The organism is Streptomyces sp. NPDC046925 (assembly GCF_040644915.1).
Lineage (GTDB): Bacteria > Actinomycetota > Actinomycetes > Streptomycetales > Streptomycetaceae > Streptomyces.
In genome coordinates, this window is sequence record NZ_JBEYWZ010000001.1 from 475,168 (window position 1) to 497,952 (window position 22,785).

17 protein-coding genes are annotated in these 22,785 nt (G+C 70.5%); 9 read left to right on the top strand and 8 right to left on the bottom strand.

Translation table 11 applies throughout. The features are described 5' to 3' along the window. The first annotated feature begins 6 nt into the window (after nucleotides 1–6). Nucleotides 7–1,749 (top strand): pyruvate dehydrogenase, encoded by a 1,743-nt coding sequence (locus ABZ906_RS01920; protein WP_361200799.1) that lies wholly within the window; start codon nucleotides 7–9, stop codon nucleotides 1,747–1,749. A gap of 16 nt (nucleotides 1,750–1,765) precedes the next feature. Here ABZ906_RS01920 and ABZ906_RS01925 read toward each other — a convergent pair whose 3' ends face one another. Further along, nucleotides 1,766–4,822: a glycoside hydrolase family 38 C-terminal domain-containing protein gene (locus ABZ906_RS01925; RefSeq protein ID WP_361376217.1), complete on the bottom strand. Its 3,057-nt coding sequence runs from the start codon at nucleotides 4,820–4,822 to the stop codon at nucleotides 1,766–1,768. A gap of 175 nt (nucleotides 4,823–4,997) precedes the next feature. Between ABZ906_RS01925 and ABZ906_RS01930 the strand changes: the two genes are divergently transcribed. Beyond that, nucleotides 4,998–5,483 carry an ATP-binding protein gene (locus ABZ906_RS01930; protein WP_361200803.1) on the top strand — a complete coding sequence of 162 codons (486 nt, stop codon included), beginning with the start codon at nucleotides 4,998–5,000 and terminating at the stop codon, nucleotides 5,481–5,483. A gap of 39 nt (nucleotides 5,484–5,522) precedes the next feature. Here ABZ906_RS01930 and ABZ906_RS01935 read toward each other — a convergent pair whose 3' ends face one another. Beyond that, a complete protein-coding gene (locus tag ABZ906_RS01935) occupies nucleotides 5,523–6,581 on the bottom strand; it encodes a DUF2637 domain-containing protein (protein WP_361200805.1) in 1,059 nt (352 codons plus the stop codon). Between the two features lie 232 nt (nucleotides 6,582–6,813). Further along, entirely contained in the window at nucleotides 6,814–7,665 is an 852-nt protein-coding gene (locus ABZ906_RS01940; RefSeq protein WP_361376220.1) for a (2Fe-2S)-binding protein, read from the bottom strand. Nucleotides 7,666–7,800: 135 nt separating this feature from the next. Here ABZ906_RS01940 and ABZ906_RS01945 point away from each other — a divergent pair, with 135 nt between their 5' ends. Further along, nucleotides 7,801–8,613 carry a GntR family transcriptional regulator gene (locus ABZ906_RS01945; RefSeq protein ID WP_361376223.1) on the top strand — a complete coding sequence of 271 codons (813 nt, stop codon included), beginning with the start codon at nucleotides 7,801–7,803 and terminating at the stop codon, nucleotides 8,611–8,613. A 253-nt stretch (nucleotides 8,614–8,866) separates the two neighbouring features. Here the strand turns inward: ABZ906_RS01945 and ABZ906_RS01950 are convergent, their stop codons facing one another. Then, entirely contained in the window at nucleotides 8,867–9,637 is a 771-nt protein-coding gene (locus ABZ906_RS01950; protein WP_361192888.1) for a hypothetical protein, read from the bottom strand. Between the two features lie 154 nt (nucleotides 9,638–9,791). Further along, the gene (locus tag ABZ906_RS01955; protein ID WP_361192891.1) at nucleotides 9,792–11,492 is read right to left on the bottom strand and encodes a PucR family transcriptional regulator ligand-binding domain-containing protein; all 1,701 of its coding nucleotides are present in this window, start codon (nucleotides 11,490–11,492) and stop codon (nucleotides 9,792–9,794) included. Between the two features lie 345 nt (nucleotides 11,493–11,837). Here ABZ906_RS01955 and ABZ906_RS01960 point away from each other — a divergent pair, with 345 nt between their 5' ends. From ABZ906_RS01960 to ABZ906_RS01985, 6 genes are all read left to right on the top strand, one after another. After that, nucleotides 11,838–12,728: an FAD binding domain-containing protein gene (locus ABZ906_RS01960; RefSeq protein ID WP_361376226.1), complete on the top strand. Its 891-nt coding sequence runs from the start codon at nucleotides 11,838–11,840 to the stop codon at nucleotides 12,726–12,728. Then, nucleotides 12,728–13,321: a (2Fe-2S)-binding protein gene (locus ABZ906_RS01965; protein ID WP_361376229.1), complete on the top strand. Its 594-nt coding sequence runs from the start codon at nucleotides 12,728–12,730 to the stop codon at nucleotides 13,319–13,321. Before ABZ906_RS01960 ends, ABZ906_RS01965 begins: the two co-directional genes overlap by 1 nt. A gap of 2 nt (nucleotides 13,322–13,323) precedes the next feature. Next, complete coding sequence (locus ABZ906_RS01970) at nucleotides 13,324–15,714, top strand: molybdopterin cofactor-binding domain-containing protein (protein ID WP_361376232.1); 2,391 nt, start codon at nucleotides 13,324–13,326, stop codon at nucleotides 15,712–15,714. A gap of 289 nt (nucleotides 15,715–16,003) precedes the next feature. Next, nucleotides 16,004–17,482, top strand: coding sequence for an NCS2 family permease (locus ABZ906_RS01975; protein WP_361192900.1), 1,479 nt, complete (start codon nucleotides 16,004–16,006; stop codon nucleotides 17,480–17,482). A gap of 37 nt (nucleotides 17,483–17,519) precedes the next feature. After that, nucleotides 17,520–18,677, top strand: coding sequence for an XdhC/CoxI family protein (locus ABZ906_RS01980; RefSeq protein WP_361376235.1), 1,158 nt, complete (start codon nucleotides 17,520–17,522; stop codon nucleotides 18,675–18,677). Nucleotides 18,678–18,726: 49 nt separating this feature from the next. After that, entirely contained in the window at nucleotides 18,727–19,953 is a 1,227-nt protein-coding gene (locus tag ABZ906_RS01985; protein WP_361376238.1) for an FAD-dependent monooxygenase, read from the top strand. Here the strand turns inward: ABZ906_RS01985 and ABZ906_RS01990 are convergent. The 3 genes from ABZ906_RS01990 to ABZ906_RS02000 form a co-directional block, all read right to left on the bottom strand. After that, complete coding sequence (locus ABZ906_RS01990) at nucleotides 19,944–20,399, bottom strand: SRPBCC family protein (protein ID WP_361376241.1); 456 nt, start codon at nucleotides 20,397–20,399, stop codon at nucleotides 19,944–19,946. The genes ABZ906_RS01985 and ABZ906_RS01990 overlap by 10 nt on opposite strands. 39 nt (nucleotides 20,400–20,438) lie before the next feature. Continuing rightward, nucleotides 20,439–21,221, bottom strand: coding sequence for a polysaccharide deacetylase family protein (locus tag ABZ906_RS01995; protein WP_361378001.1), 783 nt, complete (start codon nucleotides 21,219–21,221; stop codon nucleotides 20,439–20,441). Nucleotides 21,222–21,332: 111 nt separating this feature from the next. Beyond that, a complete protein-coding gene (locus ABZ906_RS02000; RefSeq protein ID WP_361376244.1) occupies nucleotides 21,333–22,775 on the bottom strand; it encodes an aminopeptidase P family protein in 1,443 nt (480 codons plus the stop codon). Nucleotides 22,776–22,785: the final 10 nt, after the last annotated feature.

The following is a 22,785-nucleotide window of genomic DNA, read 5'->3' on the forward strand; positions in this document are numbered from 1 at the left end:
GAAGCCATGGCCAAGCAGAACGTCGCCGAACAGTTCGTCGACATCCTCGTCCGCGCCGGTGTGCGCCGCATGTACGGAGTCGTGGGCGACAGCCTCAACCCGGTCGTGGACGCGATCAGGCGCACCAAGGGCATCGACTGGGTGCAGGTCAGGCACGAGGAGACCGCCGCCTTCGCGGCCGGTGCCGAGGCGCAGATCACCGGCAGCCTCGCCGTCTGCGCCGGTTCCTGCGGCCCCGGCAACCTCCACCTGATCAACGGCCTCTACGACGCACACCGCTCCATGGCGCCCGTCCTCGCCCTCGCGTCGCACATCCCGTCGAGCGAGATCGGCCTCTCCTTTTTCCAGGAGACCCACCCCGACCGGCTCTTCCAGGAGTGCAGCCACTACAGCGAGATGATCTCCAGCCCGAAGCAGATGCCGCGCCTGCTCCAGAGCGCCATCCAGCACGCGATCGGGCAGTCCGGCGTCAGCGTCGTCACCCTGCCCGGCGACATCGCCGACGAGCCGGCGCCGACCAAGGCCGCCGAGACCGCCCTCGTCACCTCGCGCCCCTCCGTACGCCCCGGCGACGCCGAGATCGACAAGCTCGCCGCGATGATCGACGAGGCCGACCGGGTCACCCTCTTCTGCGGCAGCGGCACGGCGGGAGCGCACGCCGAGGTCATGGAGTTCGCCGAGAAGATCAAGTCGCCGGTGGGCCACGCCCTGCGCGGCAAGGAATGGATCCAGTACGACAATCCGTACGACGTCGGCATGAGCGGACTGCTCGGCTACGGCGCCGCGTACGAGGCCACCCACGAGTGCGACCTGCTCATCCTGCTCGGCACCGATTTCCCGTACAACGCCTTCCTGCCCGACGACGTGAAGATCGCCCAGGTCGACGTGCGCCCCGAACACCTCGGCCGCCGCTCCAAGCTGGACCTGGCCGTCTGGGGCGACGTACGCGAGACCCTGCGCTGTCTCACCCCGCGCGTCACGCCCAAGACCAGCCGCAAGTTCCTCGACAAGATGCTCAAGAAGCACGCGGACGCGCTCGAAGGCGTCGTCAAGGCCTACACGCGCAAGGTCGAGAAGCACATCCCGATCCACCCCGAGTACGTGGCGTCCGTACTCGACGATCTCGCCGCCGACGACGCGGTGTTCACCGTCGACACGGGCATGTGCAACGTCTGGGCGGCCCGCTACATCTCCCCGAACGGCAAGCGCCGCATCATCGGCTCCTTCAGCCACGGCTCGATGGCCAACGCCCTGCCGCAGGCGATCGGCGCCCAGTTCACCGACCGCAAACGCCAGGTCGTCTCGATGTCGGGCGACGGCGGATTCTCCATGTTGATGGGCGACTTCCTCACCCTCGTCCAGTACGACCTGCCGGTGAAGGTCGTCCTCTTCAACAACTCCGCCCTGGGAATGGTCGAGTTGGAGATGCTGGTGGCCGGGCTCCCCTCGTTCGGCACGGCCAACCACAACCCCGACTTCGCCGCCGTCGCCCGCGCCGCCGGAGCCTACGGAGTGCGCGTCGAGAAGCCCAAGCAGCTCGCGGGTGCCCTGAAGGACGCCTTCGCGCACAAGGGCCCCGCTCTCGTCGACATCGTCACGGACCCGAACGCCCTCTCCATCCCGCCCAAGATCAGCTCCGAGATGGTGACCGGCTTCGCGCTCTCCGCCAGCAAGATCGTCCTGGACGGCGGGGTCGGCCGCATGCTCCAGATGGCACGCTCCAACCTGCGGAACGTGCCACGCCCCTGACGGCTGCTCAGAGCTCTCAGGCCGGTCGCAGCCTGAGCGTCAGGATCTGGAACGGACGCAGCGCGAGCACGAGGCCCCCGTCGTCGGTGTGGGCCGCCTCCAGCGGACGCTCCAGAAGGTCGGTCACCTCGGCCGTGCTCACCGCGAACGACGTGGTGAGCACGGCCGCCGCGCGCCCGCCCCGCGACTCGTAGAGCCGCACCACGACATCGCCGCTGCCGTCGTCCGCGAGCTTCACCGACTCCACGGTCACCGCCGGATTGTCGACGCTCACCAGCGAGGGCACCACAGGTGCGTCGGCCACCCGCAGCGGCAGATTGAGCGCGAGCCCTTCCGCGACCGCGTCACCCGTGGTCGCACCGGGAAACAGCGCGTACGTGAACCGGTGCACGCCCAGATCCGTCTCCGGGTCCGGGCTGTGCGGGGCGCGGAGCAGCGTCAGCCGCACGGTCGTGCCGAGCCCTTCGCCGTGCGGCGCGCGCGTCACGTCATGGCCGTACGTCGAGTCGTTGAGCACCGCCACGCCGTACGCCTCCTCGGCGACCCGCAGCCAGCGATGCGCGCAGATCTCGAAACGGGCCGCGTCCCAACCGGTGTTGGCGTGCGTGGAGCGGTGCACGTGCCCGAACTGGATCTCGGCCGCGGACCGTTCGGCGTGCACGTCCAGCGGGAAGGCGGCCTTGAGCACCTTCTCCGACTCGCGCCAGTCGACCTCCGTGACGACGTCGATACGGCGGCTGCCCGCCGCGAGCCGGATCTCCTGGGTGATCCGCGAGTTCCCGAAGGCCCGCACCACACGGACGGCGACGCGCAGCGGCCCGTCCTCGACCAGCTCCACGGACTCGGCGTCCGTGAGGTCGGTGTGCGTGTTGCGGTAGTGCTTGTCGAGGTCCCACGCGTCGTAGTGCGTGGGGTGGTCGGGATGCAGCTGGAGGAGGTTGCCGCGCGAGCCGGGGGAGAGGACCTCGCGGTGCGCGTCGATGTCGTGCACGGAGGTCAGCAGGCCGTCCGCGTCGATGGCCACGCGCAGATGCTCGTTCAGCAACTGGATCTCGCCGTCGGCGAGCAGCGCGGTCGCCCCGGTCTCCCGCGTGTACGAGGCGGCCTCGTCCAGGCTCTTGCTCCCCAGGGCCGGGACATGGACGTGCACCAGGGTGCCGTCGTCGGCCGTGACGACCTCGCTGCGCGCGTACGGCGACGCGTTGAGCGCGGTGGGCCCGCCGGGGCCGAGGGAACGGACCGCCGCCGCGGTGATCTCGTCGAGCTCGGCGAGCACGCGCGCGTACGTGTCGCGGGCCTCGCGGTGCACCCAGGCGATCGACGAGCCCGGCAGGATGTCGTGGAACTGGTGCAGGAGCACGGTCTTCCAGAGCCGGTCCAGGGTCGCGTAGGGGTAGACGTACGCGGGGTCGCGCACCGCGGCGGCCGTGCACCACAACTCGGCCTCGCGCAGGGCGTGTTCGGTGCGTCGGTTGCCGCGCTTGGTGGCCGCCTGCGAGGTGTACGTGGCGCGGTGCAGCTCCAGATACAGCTCGCCGGACCAAACGGGTGCCTGCGCCCCGTACTCCTCCTCGGCGGCGGCGAAGAACGTCGACGGCTTCACGATCTCGACCCGCGGCGAACCCTCCAGGGAACGCAGCCGACGCGCCTTCTCCAGCATCTCGCGGGTCGGGCCGCCACCGCCGTCGCCCCAGCCGAACGGGACGAGGGAGTGGGACGCGCGGCCCTTCTCGGTGAAGTTCTTCTCCGCGTGGGCGAGTTCGGCGCCGTGGAACTGGGAGTTGTAGGTGTCCACGGGCGGGAAATGCGTGAAGACGCGGGTGCCGTCGATGCCCTCCCACCAGAAGGTGTGGTGCGGCATCTTGTTGGACTGGTTCCAGCTCAGCTTCTGCGTGAGGAACCAGCGCACGCCCGCGAGCTTGGCCAGCTGCGGGAACGCCGCCGTGTAGCCGAAGGAGTCCGGCAGCCAGATCTCCTCCGTCTCCACCCCCAGCTCCTCGCGGAAGAACCGCATCCCGTGCGTGATCTGCCGGGCAAGGGCCTCGCCGCCCGGCATGTTGGCGTCCGACTCGACCCACATGGAGCCCACCGGCGCCCACGTGCCGTCGGCGACGGCCTTCTTGATGCGCTCCCAGATGTGCGGCTGATGCTCCTTGACCCAGGCGTACTGCTGAGCCTGCGAACAGGCGAAGATCAGCTCGGGATAGTCCTTCGCGAGAGCCGTCACATTGGCAAAGGTGCGTGACGCCTTGCGCACCGTCTCGCGCAGTGGCCACAGCCACGCCGAGTCGATATGGGCGTGCCCGGTGGCCGATACCCGGTGCGCGCTGGCGTGTGCGGGGCTCGCGAGGACCTCCGCGAGCTCGGCGCGGGCCGCGGCCGCCGTGCCCGACACGTCGTGCAAATCGAGCGCGTCGAGCGCCCTCTCCAGTGCGCGCAGGATCTCGTGGCGCCGCGGACGGGCGGCGTCCAGTTCGTACATGAGCTCCGAAAGGACCTCGATGTCCAGGGTCAACTGCCAAACGTCCTCGTCCAGTACGGCGACGTCGGCAGACGCGAATCGGTAGATGGGGCCATCACCCGCGGTCAGTACGTCGCCCAGGGGTGTCGGTTCGAAGTCGTGCAGCACGGTGGGGTTGGCTGCCGCCTCAAGGAGGAGGTGCACCTGCTCGCCGCCCCGCGCGGCAGCTGCCACGGGAATGTGCCGGTTGCGGGGGTGAATGCCCTTGATGGGGACGCCCGACGCGTCGTACACCAGACCCTCCGCCTGGAAGCCGGGCCCCTCACCGCTGAAGCCGGGGTCGATGACCACCTCGACATGGCGCCCGCGCCAGGCGTCGGGCACCTCACCCTGCAGCCGGAACCAACTCGTTGACCAGGGTTTTCCCCAGGCGGTGCCTGTCTCGAAGGGCGCGTACGAGGCGTCGAGGGCCTCCGCGACGGGGACGGGTTCGCCCGGCGCGTGCCAGACGGAGAGGGCCAGCGGCACGCGGTCCGCGTACTGGGCGGGGCGGATGAACTGCCGCAGGGCGCGCTCCAGGCGTCCCTCCACCAGCAGTCGGTCGTCGTGCACGGCGGCTCCCTCGGGGTGAAGCAGAAACGGTCCACCGGCTTCACTTCCCCGACTGGCCGGGGCGCACCCACCCCAATGGTTGAGGAATGGACATGAGTGCCGCCAACCGGGTGGGGCATGCATTCCGTGAACGTGTTCGAGCAGGGAGGAATTGACTCTTCCGTGGGCGGGGATCATGACAAGGCAAGTAAGAGGAGGAGGTCCCCTTCATCTCGGGACCTCCTCGCCGAACGCAAGGGATGAGCCGACCGACTACAAGCCGGCAGAGCCCGGCCGGGCTCAGCTCCGGCGCAGATTGGGGCGATCCGACCTGCGCGCGGTTCCCGAGGTCAGGGGAGAACTGCGCGAACTTCTCCGGTCCTGGGGGAAGCCCGGAGAATCCGAGATAGCCGAGCTGCTGACCAGCGAACTGGTCACGAACGCACTGGTGCACACCGACCGTGACGCCATCCTGACGGCCACCCTGCGGCCGGGCAGGCTGCGGGTCGAGGTCAGGGACTTCGTCGGGCGCCGCCCGAAACTGACCGTGTCGAACGCCGACGACAGTACGCACGGCAGGGGACTCATGCTCGTGCAGTCCCTCTCCGACGCGTGGGGCGTGCGGGCGCACGGGGTCGGGAAGGTGGTGTGGTTCGAACTGGACGGCGGCGGCCCGGCCTGAACCGGACCGCCGACATCATCCCGTCCCGCGCTGCTGACATCAGCCGAACTGCTGCTCCAGATCCTTGAGCTTCTGCTCCAGGGAGTCGAGCCGTGGCAGCGTCTGGGTGTCGTCCTCGGCGGTGAGGTCGACGGTGACGGGTTCAGAGCCGTTCTTCACGGCCTGGAGGGAGGGACGGGAGCGCAGCGGCAGCTGTTCTTGCGTTGCTATCGCAGGGTCCGCGGTGACTTGCGCGGACCCCCCGGCCGGGGCGACGGCCGGCAGGTCGACCTGCCGGGCACCGCCGCGAGTCGGAAGGCCGCGATGGCCCCTGCTGATCGCCTTGAGCTGCGCACGCTCCAGCTTCTCGCGGTCCCGCCTGCGGGTGCGGTTCTGCTCCTTCTCGCGCCGGTCCTCGCGGACCTCCTCGACCGCCTCGTCCAGGCTGCGGACGCCTTCGAGGAGCATCAGCGACCAGGCGCCGAAGGTCTCCCGGGGCGCGCGCAGCCACCGCACGATCCGGATCTGCGGCAACGGCCGCGGCACCAGACCCTGTTCGCGCAGCGCCGCACGGCGCGTCTGCTTCAGCGCGCGGTCGAAGAGCACCGCGGCCGACAGGGACATCCCGGCGAAGAACTGCGGGGCGCCCGCGTGGCCCAGGCCCCTGGGCGCGTGCACCCAGTTGAACCAGGCGGCCGCTCCCGCGAACGTCCACACCAGGAGCCGCGAGCCGAGGGCCGCGTCGCCGTGACTGGCCTCGCGCACGGCGAGCACGGAGCAGAACATCGCCGCGCCGTCGAGCCCGAACGGGACCAGGTACTCCCAGCCGCCGGTGAGGTTGAGGTTCTGCCGGCCGAAGCCGACCAGACCGTGGAAGGAGAGTGCGGCGGCGACCGCCGCACAGCAGAACAACAGAACGTACGAGGCCGATCCGTAGATGGCTTCCTTGCGCCTGCGGCGCTCCTCGCTGCGTTCCCATGAGTCGTCGCCGGTGGCACTGGCGGCCGCTTTCTGGCCGGCGCGCTTGCCGCGTGCGAGTACCGCCACCGCCACCAGCATGCCCAGGAGCAGGACGCAGCCCGGAAGCAGCCAGTCCAGCGATATATCGGTCAGTCTCATCTGGGGTCCCTTGCGTCGCGGTAGGGCGTTCGGGCGCCATATTGACCCAATCCCGATGGCCCCCAGAGGGGTTTCGGGGCAAGAGAACGCCAAGGGGGGTGCAAAGGGGTGTGGCGCGCGCCGTTTTGCTCGAACTCAGCCCATGGCAATGGGAGTTGAGTTCGATTAAAGGGACACGAAAGGGTGGTTCAAGGGGGAGGGGTTGCGGTTTTGGTCCGGTGCGGGGCTCCGGTCAGGCCGCGGCGGCGGCGCTCAGCCGCTCGATACGGTCCGCGTCACAGGTGCGCGGGCACGTCACGCAGGTGTCCTCGGGGCGCAGCGTGTAGAACATGCAGCAGCTCGCGCGGTCCCGCGTCGGCAGCGACTCGCCGCTCGGACCCGTCAGCTCACGGAACCCCGCCGTGCCCACGTACGGCTTGGTGGCGCCGGGCAGCAGCCGCTCCAGGTCGGCCGTGGCGCGCTCCTCCTCGCCCAGGAGGTGCGCGATGTACCAGAGGCCCTCGACGATCTCGTCCGTGGCCAGGCTCCACAGGGCGCGCGAGCGGCGCCGCATCCGGGGCCCGAAGGTGTCCAGGAGTGGTCCCAGGTGCTCGGCCACGGCGCCCCGGACCTCCGCGCGCAGTGCCTCCTCGTCCGGTACGACGTGTGCGCCGGGCAGTGCGGCGGCCGGATCGTCGGGCAGGCAGGCGAAGCCCGTGCTGCGGACGGCCAGGCGGCCGAGGGTGCGCTCGTAGGAGACGTTCTCCACGGGGAAACGGGGGACCCTGCGCAGCAGGAACCACGGCACGGTGAACAGGAGCGTGGCCGGCCAGGCGTAGCGGTGCAGGGCGAAGCTGGCGATGACGTCCGGCCGTCCCGCCTGGCCGTAGTCCTTCTGCACCTGTGCTTCGTCCCACGCGAGAAACGCGTCGAGGTCGGCCCCGCCCTCCGCGAGCCGGGAGGCGGTGACCCAGCCGCCGCCCTGTGGGGCCTGCTCGTCGTCGCCGAGCTCGCTCACGCGCAGTCCGGGGAACACCTCGGCGAGGCGGGCATAGGCGTCCGCGAGGGCGCTCGGGGCGCGCTTGGCCAAGGTGGGGACGGACATGAGGGAACCACCGAATCACGATCGATTACAGGTAAGCCTAACCTTACCCGGAATGATCGAGGTTTCAACTGCGGGGCTGTCCGCCTATGGTGCCTCTCGTACCTTTCGGACCGAGCGGACTTTGGGGTGGACCTCGTGGAGCAGGCCAGAGCGCGTGACGCGTACCGCCTCGCCGTCCGGGTGCCGGAGCAGCCGCGGGGCTCACAGGCGCCGGTTTCCGCGCCTGCGCCGCCTCCGGCTGCTCCGGCTCCGATCCCGGCTCCGGCTCCGGCTCGCGGTGAGCACACGCACGGGCAGGTGTCGCTGCCCTCGCCCCGCAAGGTCGTGCAGCGCAGTTCGGTGCGCGGTCAGATCCTGGACGCCCTGCGGGCCGCGCTCGTCGGGGGCGATCTCGCGCCGGGCGAGGTGTACTCGGCGCCCGCGCTCGGCGAGCGGTTCGGGGTCTCGGCGACTCCCGTGCGCGAGGCGATGCAGCAGCTGGCGACCGAGGGGGCCGTGGAGGTCGTGCCCAACCGCGGCTTCCGGGTCACCGAGCGGAGCGCGCGCGAGCTGGGGGAGCTGGCGGAGGTGCGGGCGCTGATCGAGGTGCCGGTGATGCTGCGGCTCGCCCGTACCGTGCCCGCGGCGCGGTGGTGTGAGCTTCGTCCTCTTGCGGAGGCGAGTGCGGTGGCTGCCGCGGGGGGTGACCTTGCCCGGTACGCGGAGGCGGACCGGGCCTTTCACGGGGCGGTCCTCGCCCTTTCGGGGAACCAGCAGTTGGTGCAGGTCGCGGATGATCTCCATCGCCGGTCCCAGTGGCCCCTGGTGAGCGGGCCCGTCCACGGGCGGCGCGCGGATCTTGTCGCTGACGCGGCGGAGCATATGGCTCTGCTGGAGGCGCTGGTTGCGCAAGACCTGGGGGTCGTCCAGACGCTGGTGCGGGAGCACTTTGCGGGGGCGGGCGGCTGAGGCCAGGGCGGTCCCTGCGGGGCTTTCCCCACTGCGCCTATTAGCGCGCTCCGCGCGCGGGCACCCCTTCCCGAAACTGGGGGCTTCGCCCCCAGACCCCCGACAAGATGGCCTCAATCGCCGGCCGGGCTGGATATCTCCAGCCCGGCCGAAGTCATTCAGCCGGGCCCGGGAGGAATCTCAGCCCGTCCGGCGTTTGAGGACGAACTCGGCGGAGCCGGTGATGACGGTGCCTACAAGTACCGCTGCTGCCTCACGCCGCAGGCGCCGGCGGTGCCGGCGGAGTCAGATGCTGTGCCAGCCACGACGGCACCCCGCCCATCAGGCGGAAGAGGCGGCCCGCCTCGGCGCGGAGGCGACCCGCCTCCGGCTCCGGCTCCGCGTCGGCGAGAGCCGCCAGCGCCGGCGCCGTACCCACCAAGTACCCCAGCTCCTCCCGGATGCGCAGCGACTCCGCGAAGCCGTGCCGCGCCTCCGCCAACTCGCCCTCCCGCAGGGCGATCCCGGCCAGGTGCCGCCAGGTGAAGGACAGGAGCAGGGTGTCGCCGTGCGCCGTGGCGCCCGCATGCGCCCGCCGGTACGCGGCCCGCGCCGCCTGGGGCGAGTCCGCGATGTGCTCGGCGATCAGACCCCGGCGGAAGTCGAGGAGAGGGCGCCCCGGAGTATTCGGGGCGAGCAGCGCCGCCGCCCGCCCGAGAGCCGTACGCGCCTCGTCGGCCCGGTCCCGTACGGCAAGCACCGTAGAGGCATACGCCAGCTGGCCGCGCTCGCACGCCGCCGCCCCGCGGTCCTCGTCCGCCACGGCGAGCGCCTCCGCCGTACGAAGGCCGTCCTCGGCCTCGGCCCATCCCTCGCCCGTGAACAGGCACCGCTCCACCAGGAGCGAGGTTCTCTGCAGCGCGGGACCCGGACCCTCGCGCGAGGCGAGCAGCGCGGCCGCGTCGGTCCAACAGCCGCGCGAGCGCAGCCGCCATACCGCGGTCTGGAGTGGATCGTCCCCTGCAGTCGTTCCGGTACCAGACATGGCGGGATGCGCCACGTTGCCCTCCCCGAGCACGCCATTGAGCTGTTGAGTCGTGGGCGCATCTCAGCATGGATCGGCGCATCGGGCCAAGGGGCTGGGTGAAAGATTTCACAAAGGGCGGACCATGAAAGGTGTTTGCCGCAGGTCGCCCGCGTCAGCTCATCCGCAGCGCCAGAAAGAAATCGAGCTTGTCCTCGAGGCGCGAGAGGTCACGACCCGTCAACTGCTCTATACGGCCGACCCGGTAGCGCAACGTGTTGACGTGCAGGTGAAGACGTGCGGCGCAGCGCGTCCAGGAACCGTCGCAGTCGAGGAACGCCTCCAGGGTCGGAATGAGCTCCGCCCGGTGGCGCCGGTCGTAGTCCCGCAGCGGGTCGAGGAGGCGGGCCGTGAACGCCCGGCGCACGTCGTCGGGGACGAAGGGGAGGAGCAGGACGTGCGAGGCCAGTTCCTGGTGGCCCGCCGCGCAGACTCGTCCGGGGCGCGCCGCCGCGACCCGGCGGGCGTGCCGGGCCTCCTCCAGGGCGCCGCGCAGACCCTCCGCCGAGTGCACGGACGCGCTGACGCCGAGCGTGAGGCGGCCGTCGCCGTCGAGGCCCGCCGAGAGCGGGTCGCGGACGGACTCCAGGAGCGAATCGGCGAGCAGGCCCGTCTCGGAGCCGTCGTGCTCGGAGGAGACCGCGGGCAGCGGGACGAGCGCGATCGCCTCGTCACCCGTATGGGCTACCGCGATGCGGTCGGACGGCTCGGGGCCCGCCGACAGGGGGTCGACGAGGATCTCCTCCAGGAGGGACTGGGCCACCGGGCCGCCCTCGATCTCGCCGCCCTCCCACTCGACGCGGGCCACCACCACCTGCCAGTGCGGCGCCGCGCCCAGGCCGGGCAGGAGCACGGGGGCGGCGACCCGCAGGCGCGCCGCGATCTCCGCCGGTGCCGCGCCCGTCTGGACCAGTTCGAGGACCTCCTGGGCGAGCCTGCGGCGCACCGTGCGGGCGGCGTCGCGCCGGTCGCGCTCCACCGCGATCAGCTGGGTGACGCCCTGCAGCAGGTCGAGCCGCTCCTCGGGCCAGTCGCCCGCGTCGGCCTCGACCGCGAGGAACCAGTCCGAGAGGACCGTCTCGCGCACGTCGCGCAGGGCCGCCGTGCTCGCCGCCGTGGCCGCGGAAGCCGAACCGCGGCCACTGCTCCGAATGGGGAACAGGGAGTACGTCGTGCCGTCCATCTGGACCCGGTGCGGACCCCGCCGCCCCGTGCGGACGGCGGCCAGGTGCTCGGCCGCCAGGCGCCCGCAGACCGCGGTGGCCAGGGCGGGACCCGCCGCGCTCGACCCCGCGATGGCGCGGCCCGCGGGGGACAGGACCCAGGCCCGCAGGTCCAGGTCGGAGCCGAGCAGGTCGAGGACGACGTCGGGGCCGCCGCCCGTGGGGCCCGAGGTCATCAGCCTGCGGTGCCGGTCCACGACGGCCGCCAGGTCACCGGCCCGCTCGCCGGAGACCTGCCGGACCACATGCTCGGTGATCGTCGCGAAGGCCACCGACTCGTTGACGGCGAACAGCGGCAGGCGGTGCCGCGCGCAGGCGTCGACGATGTCGTCCGGGATGTCTCCCAGCTCGGCCTCGCCCGCGGCGAGCGCCGCCACGCCCGCGCTCGCCAGGATGCGTACGAAGGGCTCCGTGTCCGAGGCGTCGTGGCGCCAGGCCAGGCCCGTCAGGACCAGCTCGCCGCCCGCGAGGTACCGGCTGGGGTCGCGCAGGTCCGTGGTCATCACACCGCGCACGGTGCGGTCGAGCTCTTCCTCACCGCCGAGCAGCCGCAGGCCCAGCGCGTCGGTGTCAAGGAGTGCGCGCAGCCGCATGGTCGTCGCCGCCGATCTTGTCTCGAATGGGATGTACAGACAGTCCGGATGTGCCGACGCTGAGTCGCCGAACGCCGTCCCGGACCCCGGTGCCCAGGGAGCCTTCCGGTTTCCGGGGGGAATCCGCGAGGTTACTGGGGCCCGTTCTTCATACGAATCTACAAGACGCGCGCCTTGGCCAGCGAACTCCTTCATGGTTTCGGTGACTGACCCCATCGGACGACGGGGCGGTGTACTTACCCCACTCCGCGTTAACAGCACATGAACGAGCAGTCGAGAGGCCTCCGGTCCGACTTGGCTGGATCTTCTCGAATGAACGACCCTCGATACGAAGAAGAGAGCCTCATGGACTTCCTTCGCCCCGCCAGCTGGGAGGAGGCGCTCGCCGCCAAGGCCGAGCACCCCACAGCTGTGCCGATTGCGGGTGGCACCGACGTGATGGTCGAGATCAACTTCGACCACCGCCGTCCCGAGTACCTGCTCGACCTCAACCGCGTCGCCGACCTGCGCGAGTGGACGGTGGGCGAGAAGACGGTCCAGCTGGGTGCCTCGGTTCCGTACACCACGATCATGGAGGACCTGCGCACGGAGCTCCCCGGCCTCGCGCTCGCTTCGCACACGGTCGCCTCCCCGCAGATCCGCAACCGCGGCGGCGTCGGCGGCAACCTCGGCACGGCGTCCCCGGCCGGTGACGCCCACCCCGCGCTCCTCGCCGCCGACTGCGAGGTCGAGGTGGAGTCCGTACGCGGCTCGCGCCTCATCCCGATCGATGAGTTCTACACCGGCGTGAAGCGCAACGCGCTCGCCGAGGACGAGCTGATCAAGTCCGTCCACATCAAGAAGGCGGACGGCCCCCAGCAGTACTCGAAGGTCGGCACCCGCAACGCGATGGTCATCGCGGTGTGCGCCTTCGGCATCGCCCTGCACCCCGAGACCCGGACCGTACGGACCGGCATCGGCTCCGCGGCCCCGACGCCCATCCGGGCGAAGGCGGCCGAGGAATTCCTGAACGCCGCGCTCGAAGAGGGCGGCTTCTGGGACAGCAAGAAGATCATCACCCCCTCGATCGCCAAGCAGTTCGCGGAGCTCGCCTCCGGTGCCGCCAACCCGATCGACGACGTCCGCGGCACGGCGAACTACCGCCGCCACGCCGTCGGAATCATGGCCCGCCGCACGCTCGGCTGGACCTGGGAGTCGTACCGCGGCAACGACCGCAGCACTGAGGGAGTCGCATAATGCGCGTGAACTTCACGGTCAACGGCCGTCAGCAGGAAGCCGACGACGTCTGGGAGGGCGAGTCCCTCCTCTACGTCCTGCGCGAGCGCATGGGGCTTCCCGGTTCGAAGAACGCCTGCGAGCAGGGCGAGTGCGGTTCCTGCACCGTCCGTCTCGACGGCGTGCCGGTGTGTTCGTGTCTGGTCGCCGCCGGACAGGTCGAGGGCCGGGAGGTCGTCACCGTCGAGGGCCTCGCGGACTACGCCAAGCACCGCGACGAGGCCCACCCGGGCGGCGCCTGCGGTTCCGTCTGCGGCGGCACCACTCTGCAGGAAGCCCGCCAGTGGCAGGCCAAGGGAACCGACGGCCAGACCGGCGAGGGCGGCGAACTCTCCTCCATCCAGCAGGCGTTCATCGACGCCGGCGCCGTCCAGTGTGGCTTCTGCACCCCCGGTCTCCTCGTCGCGGCCGACGAGCTCCTGGAGCGCAACACCTCCCCGTCGGACGCCGACATCCGCGAGGCGCTCTCCGGCAACCTCTGCCGCTGCACCGGTTACGAGAAGATCCTGGACGCGGTCCGCCTGGCGGCCGCCCGTCAGGAAGAGACGGTCTGATCATGGCTGGAACCAAGACCACCACGGGCGCGCCCACCGAAGTCACCCAGAAGCACAACAAGGGCGGCATCGGCGAGTCCACGCTCCGCCCGGACGGCACCCTGAAGGTCACCGGCGAGTTCGCCTACTCCTCGGACATGTGGCACGAGGACATGCTCTGGGGCCAGACCCTGCGCAGCACCGTCGCGCACGCCGAGATCGTGTCGATCGACACCGTCGAGGCGCTCAAGACGCCGGGCGTGTACGCCGTCCTGACGTACGACGACCTGCCGGCCGAGATGAAGCACTACGGCCTGGAGCTCCAGGACACCCCCGTCCTCGCCCACGGCAAGGTCCGCCACCACGGTGAGCCGGTCGCCCTCGTGGCCGCCGACCACCCGGAGACCGCACGCCGTGCCGCCGCAAAGATCGTGGTCGAGTACAAGGAACTGCCCCTCATCACCGACGAGGCGTCGGCGACCGCTCCGGACGCCGTCCTCGTGCACGAGGGCCGCACCGACGAGTACATCAAGCACGTTCCGCACCCGAACATCGTGCACAACCAGCCGATCGTCCGGGGCAACGCCGAAGAGGCCGCCAAGAAGGCCGACTTCGTCGTCAAGGGCGAGTACACCTTCGGCATGCAGGACCAGGCCTTCCTCGGCCCGGAGTCCGGCCTCGCCGTACCGGCCGAGGACGGCGGCGTCGACCTGTACGTCGCCACCCAGTGGCTGCACTCGGACCTCGAACAGATCGCCCCCGTCCTCGGCCTGCCCGAGGAGAAGGTGCGCATGACGCTCTCCGGCGTCGGCGGCGCGTTCGGCGGCCGCGAGGACATCTCGATGCAGATCCACGCCTGCCTCCTGGCGCTGCGCACCGGCAAGCCGGTCAAGATCGTCTACAACCGCTTCGAGTCCTTCTTCGGCCATGTGCACCGCCACCCGGCCAAGCTCTACTACGAGCACGGCGCCACCAAGGACGGCAAGCTCACGCACATGAAGTGCAAGATCGTCCTGGACGGCGGCGCCTACGCGTCGGCCTCCCCGGCGGTCGTGGGCAACGCCTCGTCCCTGTCGGTCGGTCCGTACGTGATCGACGACGTCGACATCGAGGCGATCGCCCTCTACTCGAACAACCCCCCGTGCGGCGCGATGCGCGGCTTCGGCGCCGTCCAGGCCTGCTTCGCCTACGAGGCCCAGATGGACAAGCTCGCCGACAAGGTGGGCATGGACCGGGTCGAGTTCCGCCAGCTCAACGCCATGGAGCAGGGCACGCTCCTGCCGACCGGACAGCCGGTCGACTCGCCGGCCCCGGTCGCCGAGATCCTGCGCCGCGTCAAGGCCCGCCCGATGCCGCCCGAGCGCCAGTGGGAGTCCAGCGAGGGCGCGGACGTCCGCGCGCTGCCCGGCGGACTCTCCAACACCACGCACGGCGAAGGCGTCGTCCGCGGCGTCGGCTACGCGGTCGGCATCAAGAACGTCGGCTTCTCCGAGGGCTTCGACGACTACTCCACCGCCAAGGTGCGCATGGAGGTCATCAACGGCGAGCCCGTCGCGACCGTGCACACCGCCATGGCGGAGGTCGGCCAGGGCGGCATCACCGTCCACGCGCAGATCGCCCGCACGGAGCTCGGCGTCCAGCAGGTCACCATCCACCCCGCCGACACCCAGGTGGGCAGCGCGGGGTCGACGTCCGCGTCCCGTCAGACGTACGTCACCGGTGGCGCGGTCAAGAACTCCTGTGAGCTCGTCCGCGAGAAGGTCCTGGAGATCGGCCGCCGCAAGTTCGGCTCGTACCACCCGGCGTGGGCCACCGCCGAACTCCTCCTGGAGGGCGGCAAGGTCGTCACCGACGGCGGCGAGGCCCTCGCCGACCTGGCCGAGCTGCTCGAAGGCGAGAGCGTCGAGATCGAGGCCGAGTGGCGCCACCGGCCGACCGTGGCCTTCGACAAGAAGACCGGTCAGGGCAACGGGCACGTCCAGTACTCGTTCGCCGCGCACCGCGCGGTCGTCGAGGTGGACACCGAGCTCGGCCTGGTCAAGGTCATCGAGCTCGCCACCGCCCAGGACGTCGGCAAGGCGCTCAACCCGCTCTCCGTCGTCGGCCAGATCCAGGGTGGCACCACCCAGGGCCTGGGCGTCGCGGTGATGGAGGAGATCATCGTCGACCCGAAGACCGCGAAGGTGCGCAACCCCTCCTTCACGGACTACCTCATCCCGACCATCCTCGACACGCCGACCATCCCGGTCGACGTCCTCGAACTGGCCGACCCGAACGCGCCCTACGGCCTGCGCGGCATGGGCGAGGCCCCGACCCTCTCGTCGACCCCGGCCGTCCTCGCGGCGATCCGGAACGCGACGGGTCTGGAGCTGAACAGGACGCCGGTACGTCCGGAACACCTCACCGGCACCTGATTCCACGATCTCTCCGGGCGGCGCGTGCCTCCCACGGAACGTCACACTTCCCTTCGCCCGTGCCGCCCGGAGAAACCCAGTACCGCACCGCTCGCGGTCTCGCTGTACCCCAGCAGCACCCAGCAGCACCCCAGCAGCACCCACGCTCTACGGAGCCCCAGTTCGTCTCGGGCCGTCCCCCGGGTCGTGCGCCCAACGCACCATCCCAAATCCCGCAGTCTCCACAGGCCCAACCCTTGTTCGACCGGCCTGTTGCGGGTGCCCCTATGAACCTTGGGAGTTAGGCACCATGACCCAGCAGTCAACGGAGCCGAAGACCATGCCGGAGGACGCGGGCAACGGCTCGCGCGTTCCGGCCGGCAGGTCTTGGCTCGACCGGTATTTCCACATAACGCACAGAGGATCGACGATCGGTCGGGAGGTGCGCGGCGGCATCACCACCTTCATGGCGATGGCCTACATCATCCTGCTGAACCCCGTGATCCTCTCGGTGCCCGACGCCACGGGACACCGCCTCGACGGTGACCAGCTGACCACCGCCACTGTGTTCGCGGCGGCCGCCACCACCATCGTCATGGGCATCCTCGGCAACGTGCCGCTCGCCCTCGCGGCGGGACTCGGTGTCTCCGCCGTCATGGCCTTCCAGGTCGCCCCGGAGATGACCTGGGGCAACGCGATGGCGATGTGCATCATCTACGGCGTCATCATCATCCTGCTGGTCCTCACCGGCCTGCGGACCCTGATCATGGACGCGATTCCCCTGGCGCTGAAGCACGCCATCACCATGGGCATCGGCATGTTCGTCACGCTGATCGGCCTGGTCCAGGCGGGCTTCGTCACCTCCATGCCGTCCAAGCACGGCGACATGGGCGCGAAGCCGATCCAGATGGGCATCGACGACAAGCTCATCGGCTGGCCCGTCGTCTGCTTCGCCGTCACCGTCCTGCTGATCTTCGTGCTCCAGGTCCGCAAGGTCCCCGGCGCGATCCTCATCGGCATCGTCGGCGGCACCGTGTTCGCCGCGATCGTCAACCAGGTCGCGGGCATGAGCAAGGCGGACTGGGGCCTGAACGCCCCGGAGCTCGACGGTTCCGTCGTCTCGTCGCCCGACTTCGGCCTCTTCGGCGAGGTGTCCTTCAGCGGCATCGGCGACATCGGCGGCATCACCGTGGGTGTCATCGTCTTCACCCTGGTCCTGGCCGGCTTCTTCGACGCCATGGGCACCATCATCGGCATCGGCCAGCAGGCCAACCTCGCCGACAAGGACGGCAAGATGCCGGGTCTGAACAAGGCCCTGGCCATCGACGGTGCCGGCGGTGTCGTCGGCGGCCTCGCCGGAGCATCCGGGCAGACCGTCTTCGTCGAGTCCACCGCGGGTGTCGGCGACGGCGCGCGCACCGGCTTCGCCAGCGTCGTCACCGGCCTCGGCTTCGCGCTCTGCCTCTTCTTCACCCCGCTGGCCCAGCTCATCCCGACCCAGGTCGCCGCCGCGGCGCTCGTCGTCATCGGCGCGATGATGCTGAGCAACGCCCGGCACATCGACTGGACCGACCAGGCCACCAGCATCCCGGTGTTCCTGACCACGGTCCTGATGCCGTTCACCTACTCCATCACGGTGGGTATCGCGGCCGGTGTCATCGCCCACGTCCTGATCAAGGCCGCACAGGGCAAGGTCCGGGAGATCGGCTGGCTCATGTGGGTGCTCGCGCTCGTGTTCCTCGCCTTCTTCGCACTCCATCCGATCGAGAACTGGATGGGCGTCAAGTAGCCCGTCCTGTTGACCACACACCCGTTAGGAGACGGACATGCTGGACATCGCCGAAGAGTTGGACCGGTGGGTCGAGCAGGGGCGCGACTTCGCCGTCGCCACCGTGGTGGCGGTCGGCGGCAGCGCGCCCCGGCAGCCGGGCGCGGCCCTGGCCGTCGACTCGGACGGCACCGCGATCGGCTCCGTCTCCGGCGGGTGTGTGGAAGGCGCCGTCTACGACCTGTGCCGACAGGCGCTCGAAGACGGTCAGAGCGTGCTCGAACGCTTCGGATACAGCGACGAGGACGCCTTCGCCGTGGGCCTGACCTGCGGCGGAATCATCGACATCCTGGTCACCCCGGTCCGCGCCGACTCCTTGGTGCGCCCGGTGTTCGCCGCCGCGCTCACGGCGGCCGCGTCGGGCGAGCCCGCGGCGCTCGCCCGGATCACCGCCGGGCCCCCGGAACTCGTGGGCCGGGCACTTCTCGTACGGGCGGACGCCGATGCCCCTCATGAGGGCGGGCTCGGCGGCCATCCCGAGCTCGACCGCACGGCGGCGGGCGAGGCCCGCGCGATGCTGGACGCGGGACGCACGGGCACGGTCGAGATCGGTGAGGACGGCTCGCGCTGCGGGCAGCCGCTCACGCTTCTGGTCGAGTCCAGCGTCCCGCCGCCCCGCATGATCGTGTTCGGTGCGATCGACTTCGCGTCGGCGCTCGTCAAGGTCGGCAAGTTCCTCGGCTACCGCGTCACCGTGTGCGACGCGCGGCCCGTGTTCGCCACCGCGGTGCGTTTCCCCGACGCCGACGAGATCGTCGTCGAGTGGCCGCACAAATACCTGAAGCGCACGGAGGTCGACGGGCGCACCGTTCTGTGCGTCCTCACCCACGACGCCAAGTTCGACGTGCCCCTGCTCGAACTGGCCCTGCGGCTCCCGGTCGCCTATGTGGGCGCGATGGGATCGCGCCGCACGCACGAGGACCGCAACGCCCGGCTGCGTGAAGTCGGCGTGAGCGAACTCGAGCTGACCCGCCTCCGCTCGCCCATCGGCCTGGACCTGGGTGCGCGCACCCCGGAGGAGACGGCCCTCTCGATCGCCGCGGAGATCGTCGCGAACCGGCGCGGCGGCAGCGGGGTCTCGCTGACGGGCGCGCACACGCCGATCCACCACGACGGCTCGGGGCGTCCTGCGGGGCGCATAGGGTCCGTGGCCTGACGGCATCGGCCTGCTACGTTGCGTTACAAAATGACCACTTTGTGACGCAATGGGAGCATCCGTGAAGGTCGCCTGCGTCGGCGGCGGTCCCGCCGCCCTGTACCTCTCGATCCTGCTCAAGCGGCAGGACCCGTCCCACGACATCACCGTCCACGAACGGAACCCGGCCGGTTCGACGTACGGCTGGGGGGTCACCTACTGGGGCGGGCTGCTGGAGAAGCTCCGCGCCGGCGACCCCGAGTCCGCGGAGGCCATCAGCGAGCACTCGGTCCGCTGGAGCGACGGCATCGCGCACGTCGGCGACCGCACGGCCGTCCACCACGGCGACGAGGGCCACGGCATCGGGCGTCACCGACTGCTCGACATCCTCGCCGGGCGGGCGCGGTCCCTGGGCGTACGCATCGAGTACGAGTCGGAGATCACGGCCGCGGCCCAGCTGCCCGGCGCCGACCTCGTCGTCGCGGGCGACGGCGTCAGGAGCGCGCTGCGCGAACGCCACGCGGGCCACTTCGGCCCGGAGATCTCGGTCGGCCGGAACAAGTACATCTGGCTCGGCACCACCAAGGTCTTCGACTCCTTCACCTTCGCCTTCACGGAGACCGAGCACGGCTGGATCTGGTGCTACGGCTACCGCTTCAGCGACGAGCAGAGCACCTGCGTCATCGAGTGCTCTCCGGAGACCTGGACGGGCCTCGGCCTGCACGAGGCGAGCGAGGCCCGCGGTCTCGCCCTCCTGGAGCGGCTCTTCGCCGGACCGCTGGACGGACACCGACTCATCGGCCGCGCGCGGGGCGACGGCAGCGCGCAGTGGCTCAACTTCCGTACGCTGACCAACCGCACGTGGCGGCGCGGCAACGTGGTCCTGCTCGGCGACGCCGCCCACACCACGCACTACTCGATCGGCGCGGGCACGACCCTCGCCCTGGAGGACGCGATCGCCCTCGCGGGCGCGCTGCGGGGAAGCCCGGACGAGGAACCGGAACTCGGCCCCGCCCTGGCGAAGTACGAGAAGGAGCGCAGATCCGCGCTCCTCTCCGTCCAGAGCGCGGCCCGCTACAGCGCCCAGTGGTACGAGAACCTGCCGCGCTACATCGGCCTCGAACCGGCCCAGATGTTCGCGCTGCTCGGCCAGCGCCACTCACCGCTCCTGCCGCACATCCCGCCGCAGCTGTACTACCGGATCGACCGCGCGGCCGAGCAGCTGGAGCCGCTGCGCAAGATGAAGCGCTGGCTGGGCCCGAGGGTGGCGCGGACGCTGCACGGGCGTCACGCGTGAGGGCGGGGCGGGCCGGAGGCGAGGAGCCGGTCCACCGCGCGGCCGAACATCAGGCGCCCCGCTGCGGTCAGTGCGCCGTCCAGGAAGCGCGGCAGGAACCGCACGCTCAGCTCCTCCCGCCAGACGACCGCTGATCCGGACTCCGCCCGGCGGGACACCTCGATCTCGGCCCAGCCCGTCACGAACGACCCCCGCTTCTCGAGCCGGCACATGCCTCCGCCTTCCGCGGCCGGGCGCCATGTCACGACCTCCATCACGTCGTCGAAACCGACGGGGCCGATCCCGCTGCGGGCGACGAACACCGTGCCCTCGCCGCCGGGTGGCGGCGTCCGTACGTGCACCCGGGTCAGCGGGACCACGTCGGCATGCCTTTCCCACGTGGTGAGCCGGCTCCAGGCCTCGTCGGCGGGCAGGGGCGATGTGCGGTCGATCCGGAAGAGAGCCACACGGCGATCCTGCCAGGCCCCGGCACCGGAACCCGACTGCTACGGCCGGTAGATCTGCCCGGGCTCCGCCTTGCCCGGCGCGAGCAGCTGCGGCACCGTCACGAAGACGTAGCCGCGCTTCTTCAGCTCGTCGATGATGCCCGGCACGGCGGGCACCGTCCCCTTGTAGATGTCGTGCAGCAGGATGATGCCGTCCCGCTTCGTCTGGTCGACGACACGCTTCTGGATCAGCGCGGAGTCGTTGGTCGTGTAGTCCTTGGCGGTCACGCTCCACAGGACCTCCGAGAGACCCTCCTCGCGCGAGATCTTGTTGACGTCGGGGTTGGTGCGTCCCTGCGGCGGACGCATCAGCGTCGGCTTGTGGCCGGTCAGCTTCTCTATCGCCTCGTCGGTCCTGCGCAGTTCCTCGCGCGCCTCGTCCGGCGTGATGTCGGTGAGGATCTTGTGCGACCAGGTGTGGCTCGCCACCTCGTGCCCCTCGGCGTCCATGCGCTTGACGAGCTCCGGGTGCTTGACGATGTGGTTCTTGCCGAGCAGGAAGAAGGTGGCGGGCACCTTCTCCTCCTTGAGGATGTCGAGCAGCCGGGGTGAGTTCTCGCTCGGACCCGCGTCGAACGTCAGGGCCACGCACTTGGCCGTGCGGCAGTCGACCGTACCGAGCTTCGCCTGGTTCTTGACGCTCACGGATGCCGCGTCCTTGCGGACGGCACTGGGCGCCGTGGTGTCCACCTTGGTGCATCCCGTCAGCGCGACGGCCATGGCCGCGGAGGCCATGGCCGTCAGGGAAGCGGCTCGACGGAACCTCTTGACGGATCTGTTCATCTTGCTTCGTGCAGCGGACATGCGAGCACTATACATAGCGAGTATACGCAACGTGTATACCCGCCTTGCATAGGACGTTTGCCGGTCCCGTCCGCCGAAGGTGTGCCGGGTTTAGCGCTCGCCCGCAGGGCCGCCGACCAGGCCGCTCATCCAGGCCTCGACCGCCGAGGCCTCGCGCGGCAGGCCCGCCGACAGGTTCTCGTTGCCGTCGGCCGTGACGAGGATGTCGTCCTCGATACGGACCCCGATGCCCCGGTACTCCTCGGGCACGGTGAGGTCGTCCGGCTGGAAGTACAGGCCGGGTTCGACGGTGAGCACCATGCCGGCTTCGAGCACGCCGCCCACGTACTGCTCGGTGCGCGCCCGTGCGCAGTCGTGGACGTCGAGGCCGAGCATGTGGCCGGTGCCCGCCATGGTGAAGCGCCGCTGAAGGGAGAGTGCGAAGACCCGCTCCGGGTCTCCGTCGAGCAGGCCCCACTCGGCGAGCTTGTGCGCGAGGTACCGCTGCGCGGCGTCGTGGAAGTCGCGGTAGGCGGCGCCCGGCTTCACGGCGGCGATACCGGCCTCCTGCGCCTCGTACACCGCGTCGTAGATCTTGCGCTGCAGAGGGGAGAAGGTGCCGTCGACGGGGAGCGTGCGCGTGACGTCGGCGGTGTAGAGGGTGTGGGTCTCCACGCCCGCGTCCAGGAGCAGGAGTTCGCCGGGGCGCACCGGGCCGTCGTTCTCCTGCCAGTGCATGATCGTGGCGTGCTCGCCCGCCGCGCAGATCGAGCCGTACCCGATGTGGTTGCCCTCCAGGCGGGCGCGGCGGAAGAAGGTGCCCTCGACCCAGCGCTCCGACGTGGCGACGGCGGTGCTCAACTCCCGTACGACATCGGTGAATCCGCGCACGGTGGAGTCCACCGCCTTGCGCAGCTCGCCGATCTCCCAGTCGTCCTTGACCAGGCGCAGGCCCGAGAGCGCCTCCTCCAGTTCCTCGTCGCGCTCCTCGTCGGTCGTCACGGCAGCCTCGAGCCCGGGGTCGTGGCCGCGCACGATGCGGGTCGGCACGCCGGGCGCGGCGGCGAGCTCGGCCGGGGCGTCGCGCACGTCGCGGCAGGGCAGGCCGTAGAGCAGTTCGGCCTCGGCGAGGCTGCGCCTGCGGCCCATCCACAGCTCGGCCGTCATGCCGGTCCAGAACTCGTCGCTGTCGCGGCTGTCGCGGGGGAGTTGGTAGAGGTGCGCGTCGTGACCGCCCTCGTCCCCGGCGCGCGGTTCGAGGACCAGGGCGCAGTCCCTCGCCCGGTCGCCGGTCATGTGGACGTAGGCGGAGTACGGGCGGAAGGGGTAATGGTCGTCGTTCGAGCGGACCTTGAGCTTCCCCGAGGGGATCACCAATCGCTCGCCCGGGAACAGTGCGGACAGCGCGGCGCGGCGGCGGGCGGCGTGCGGGGACTGTTCGGCGGGGCGCAGGTCGCGCTGCTCGGTGTCGGCCCAGCCCGTCCGCATCAGGGCGGACAGTTCGCCGGAGATCTCGGGGTACAGAGCGTTCTTGCGCGCCTTGGACTTGGCCATGGGTTCACCT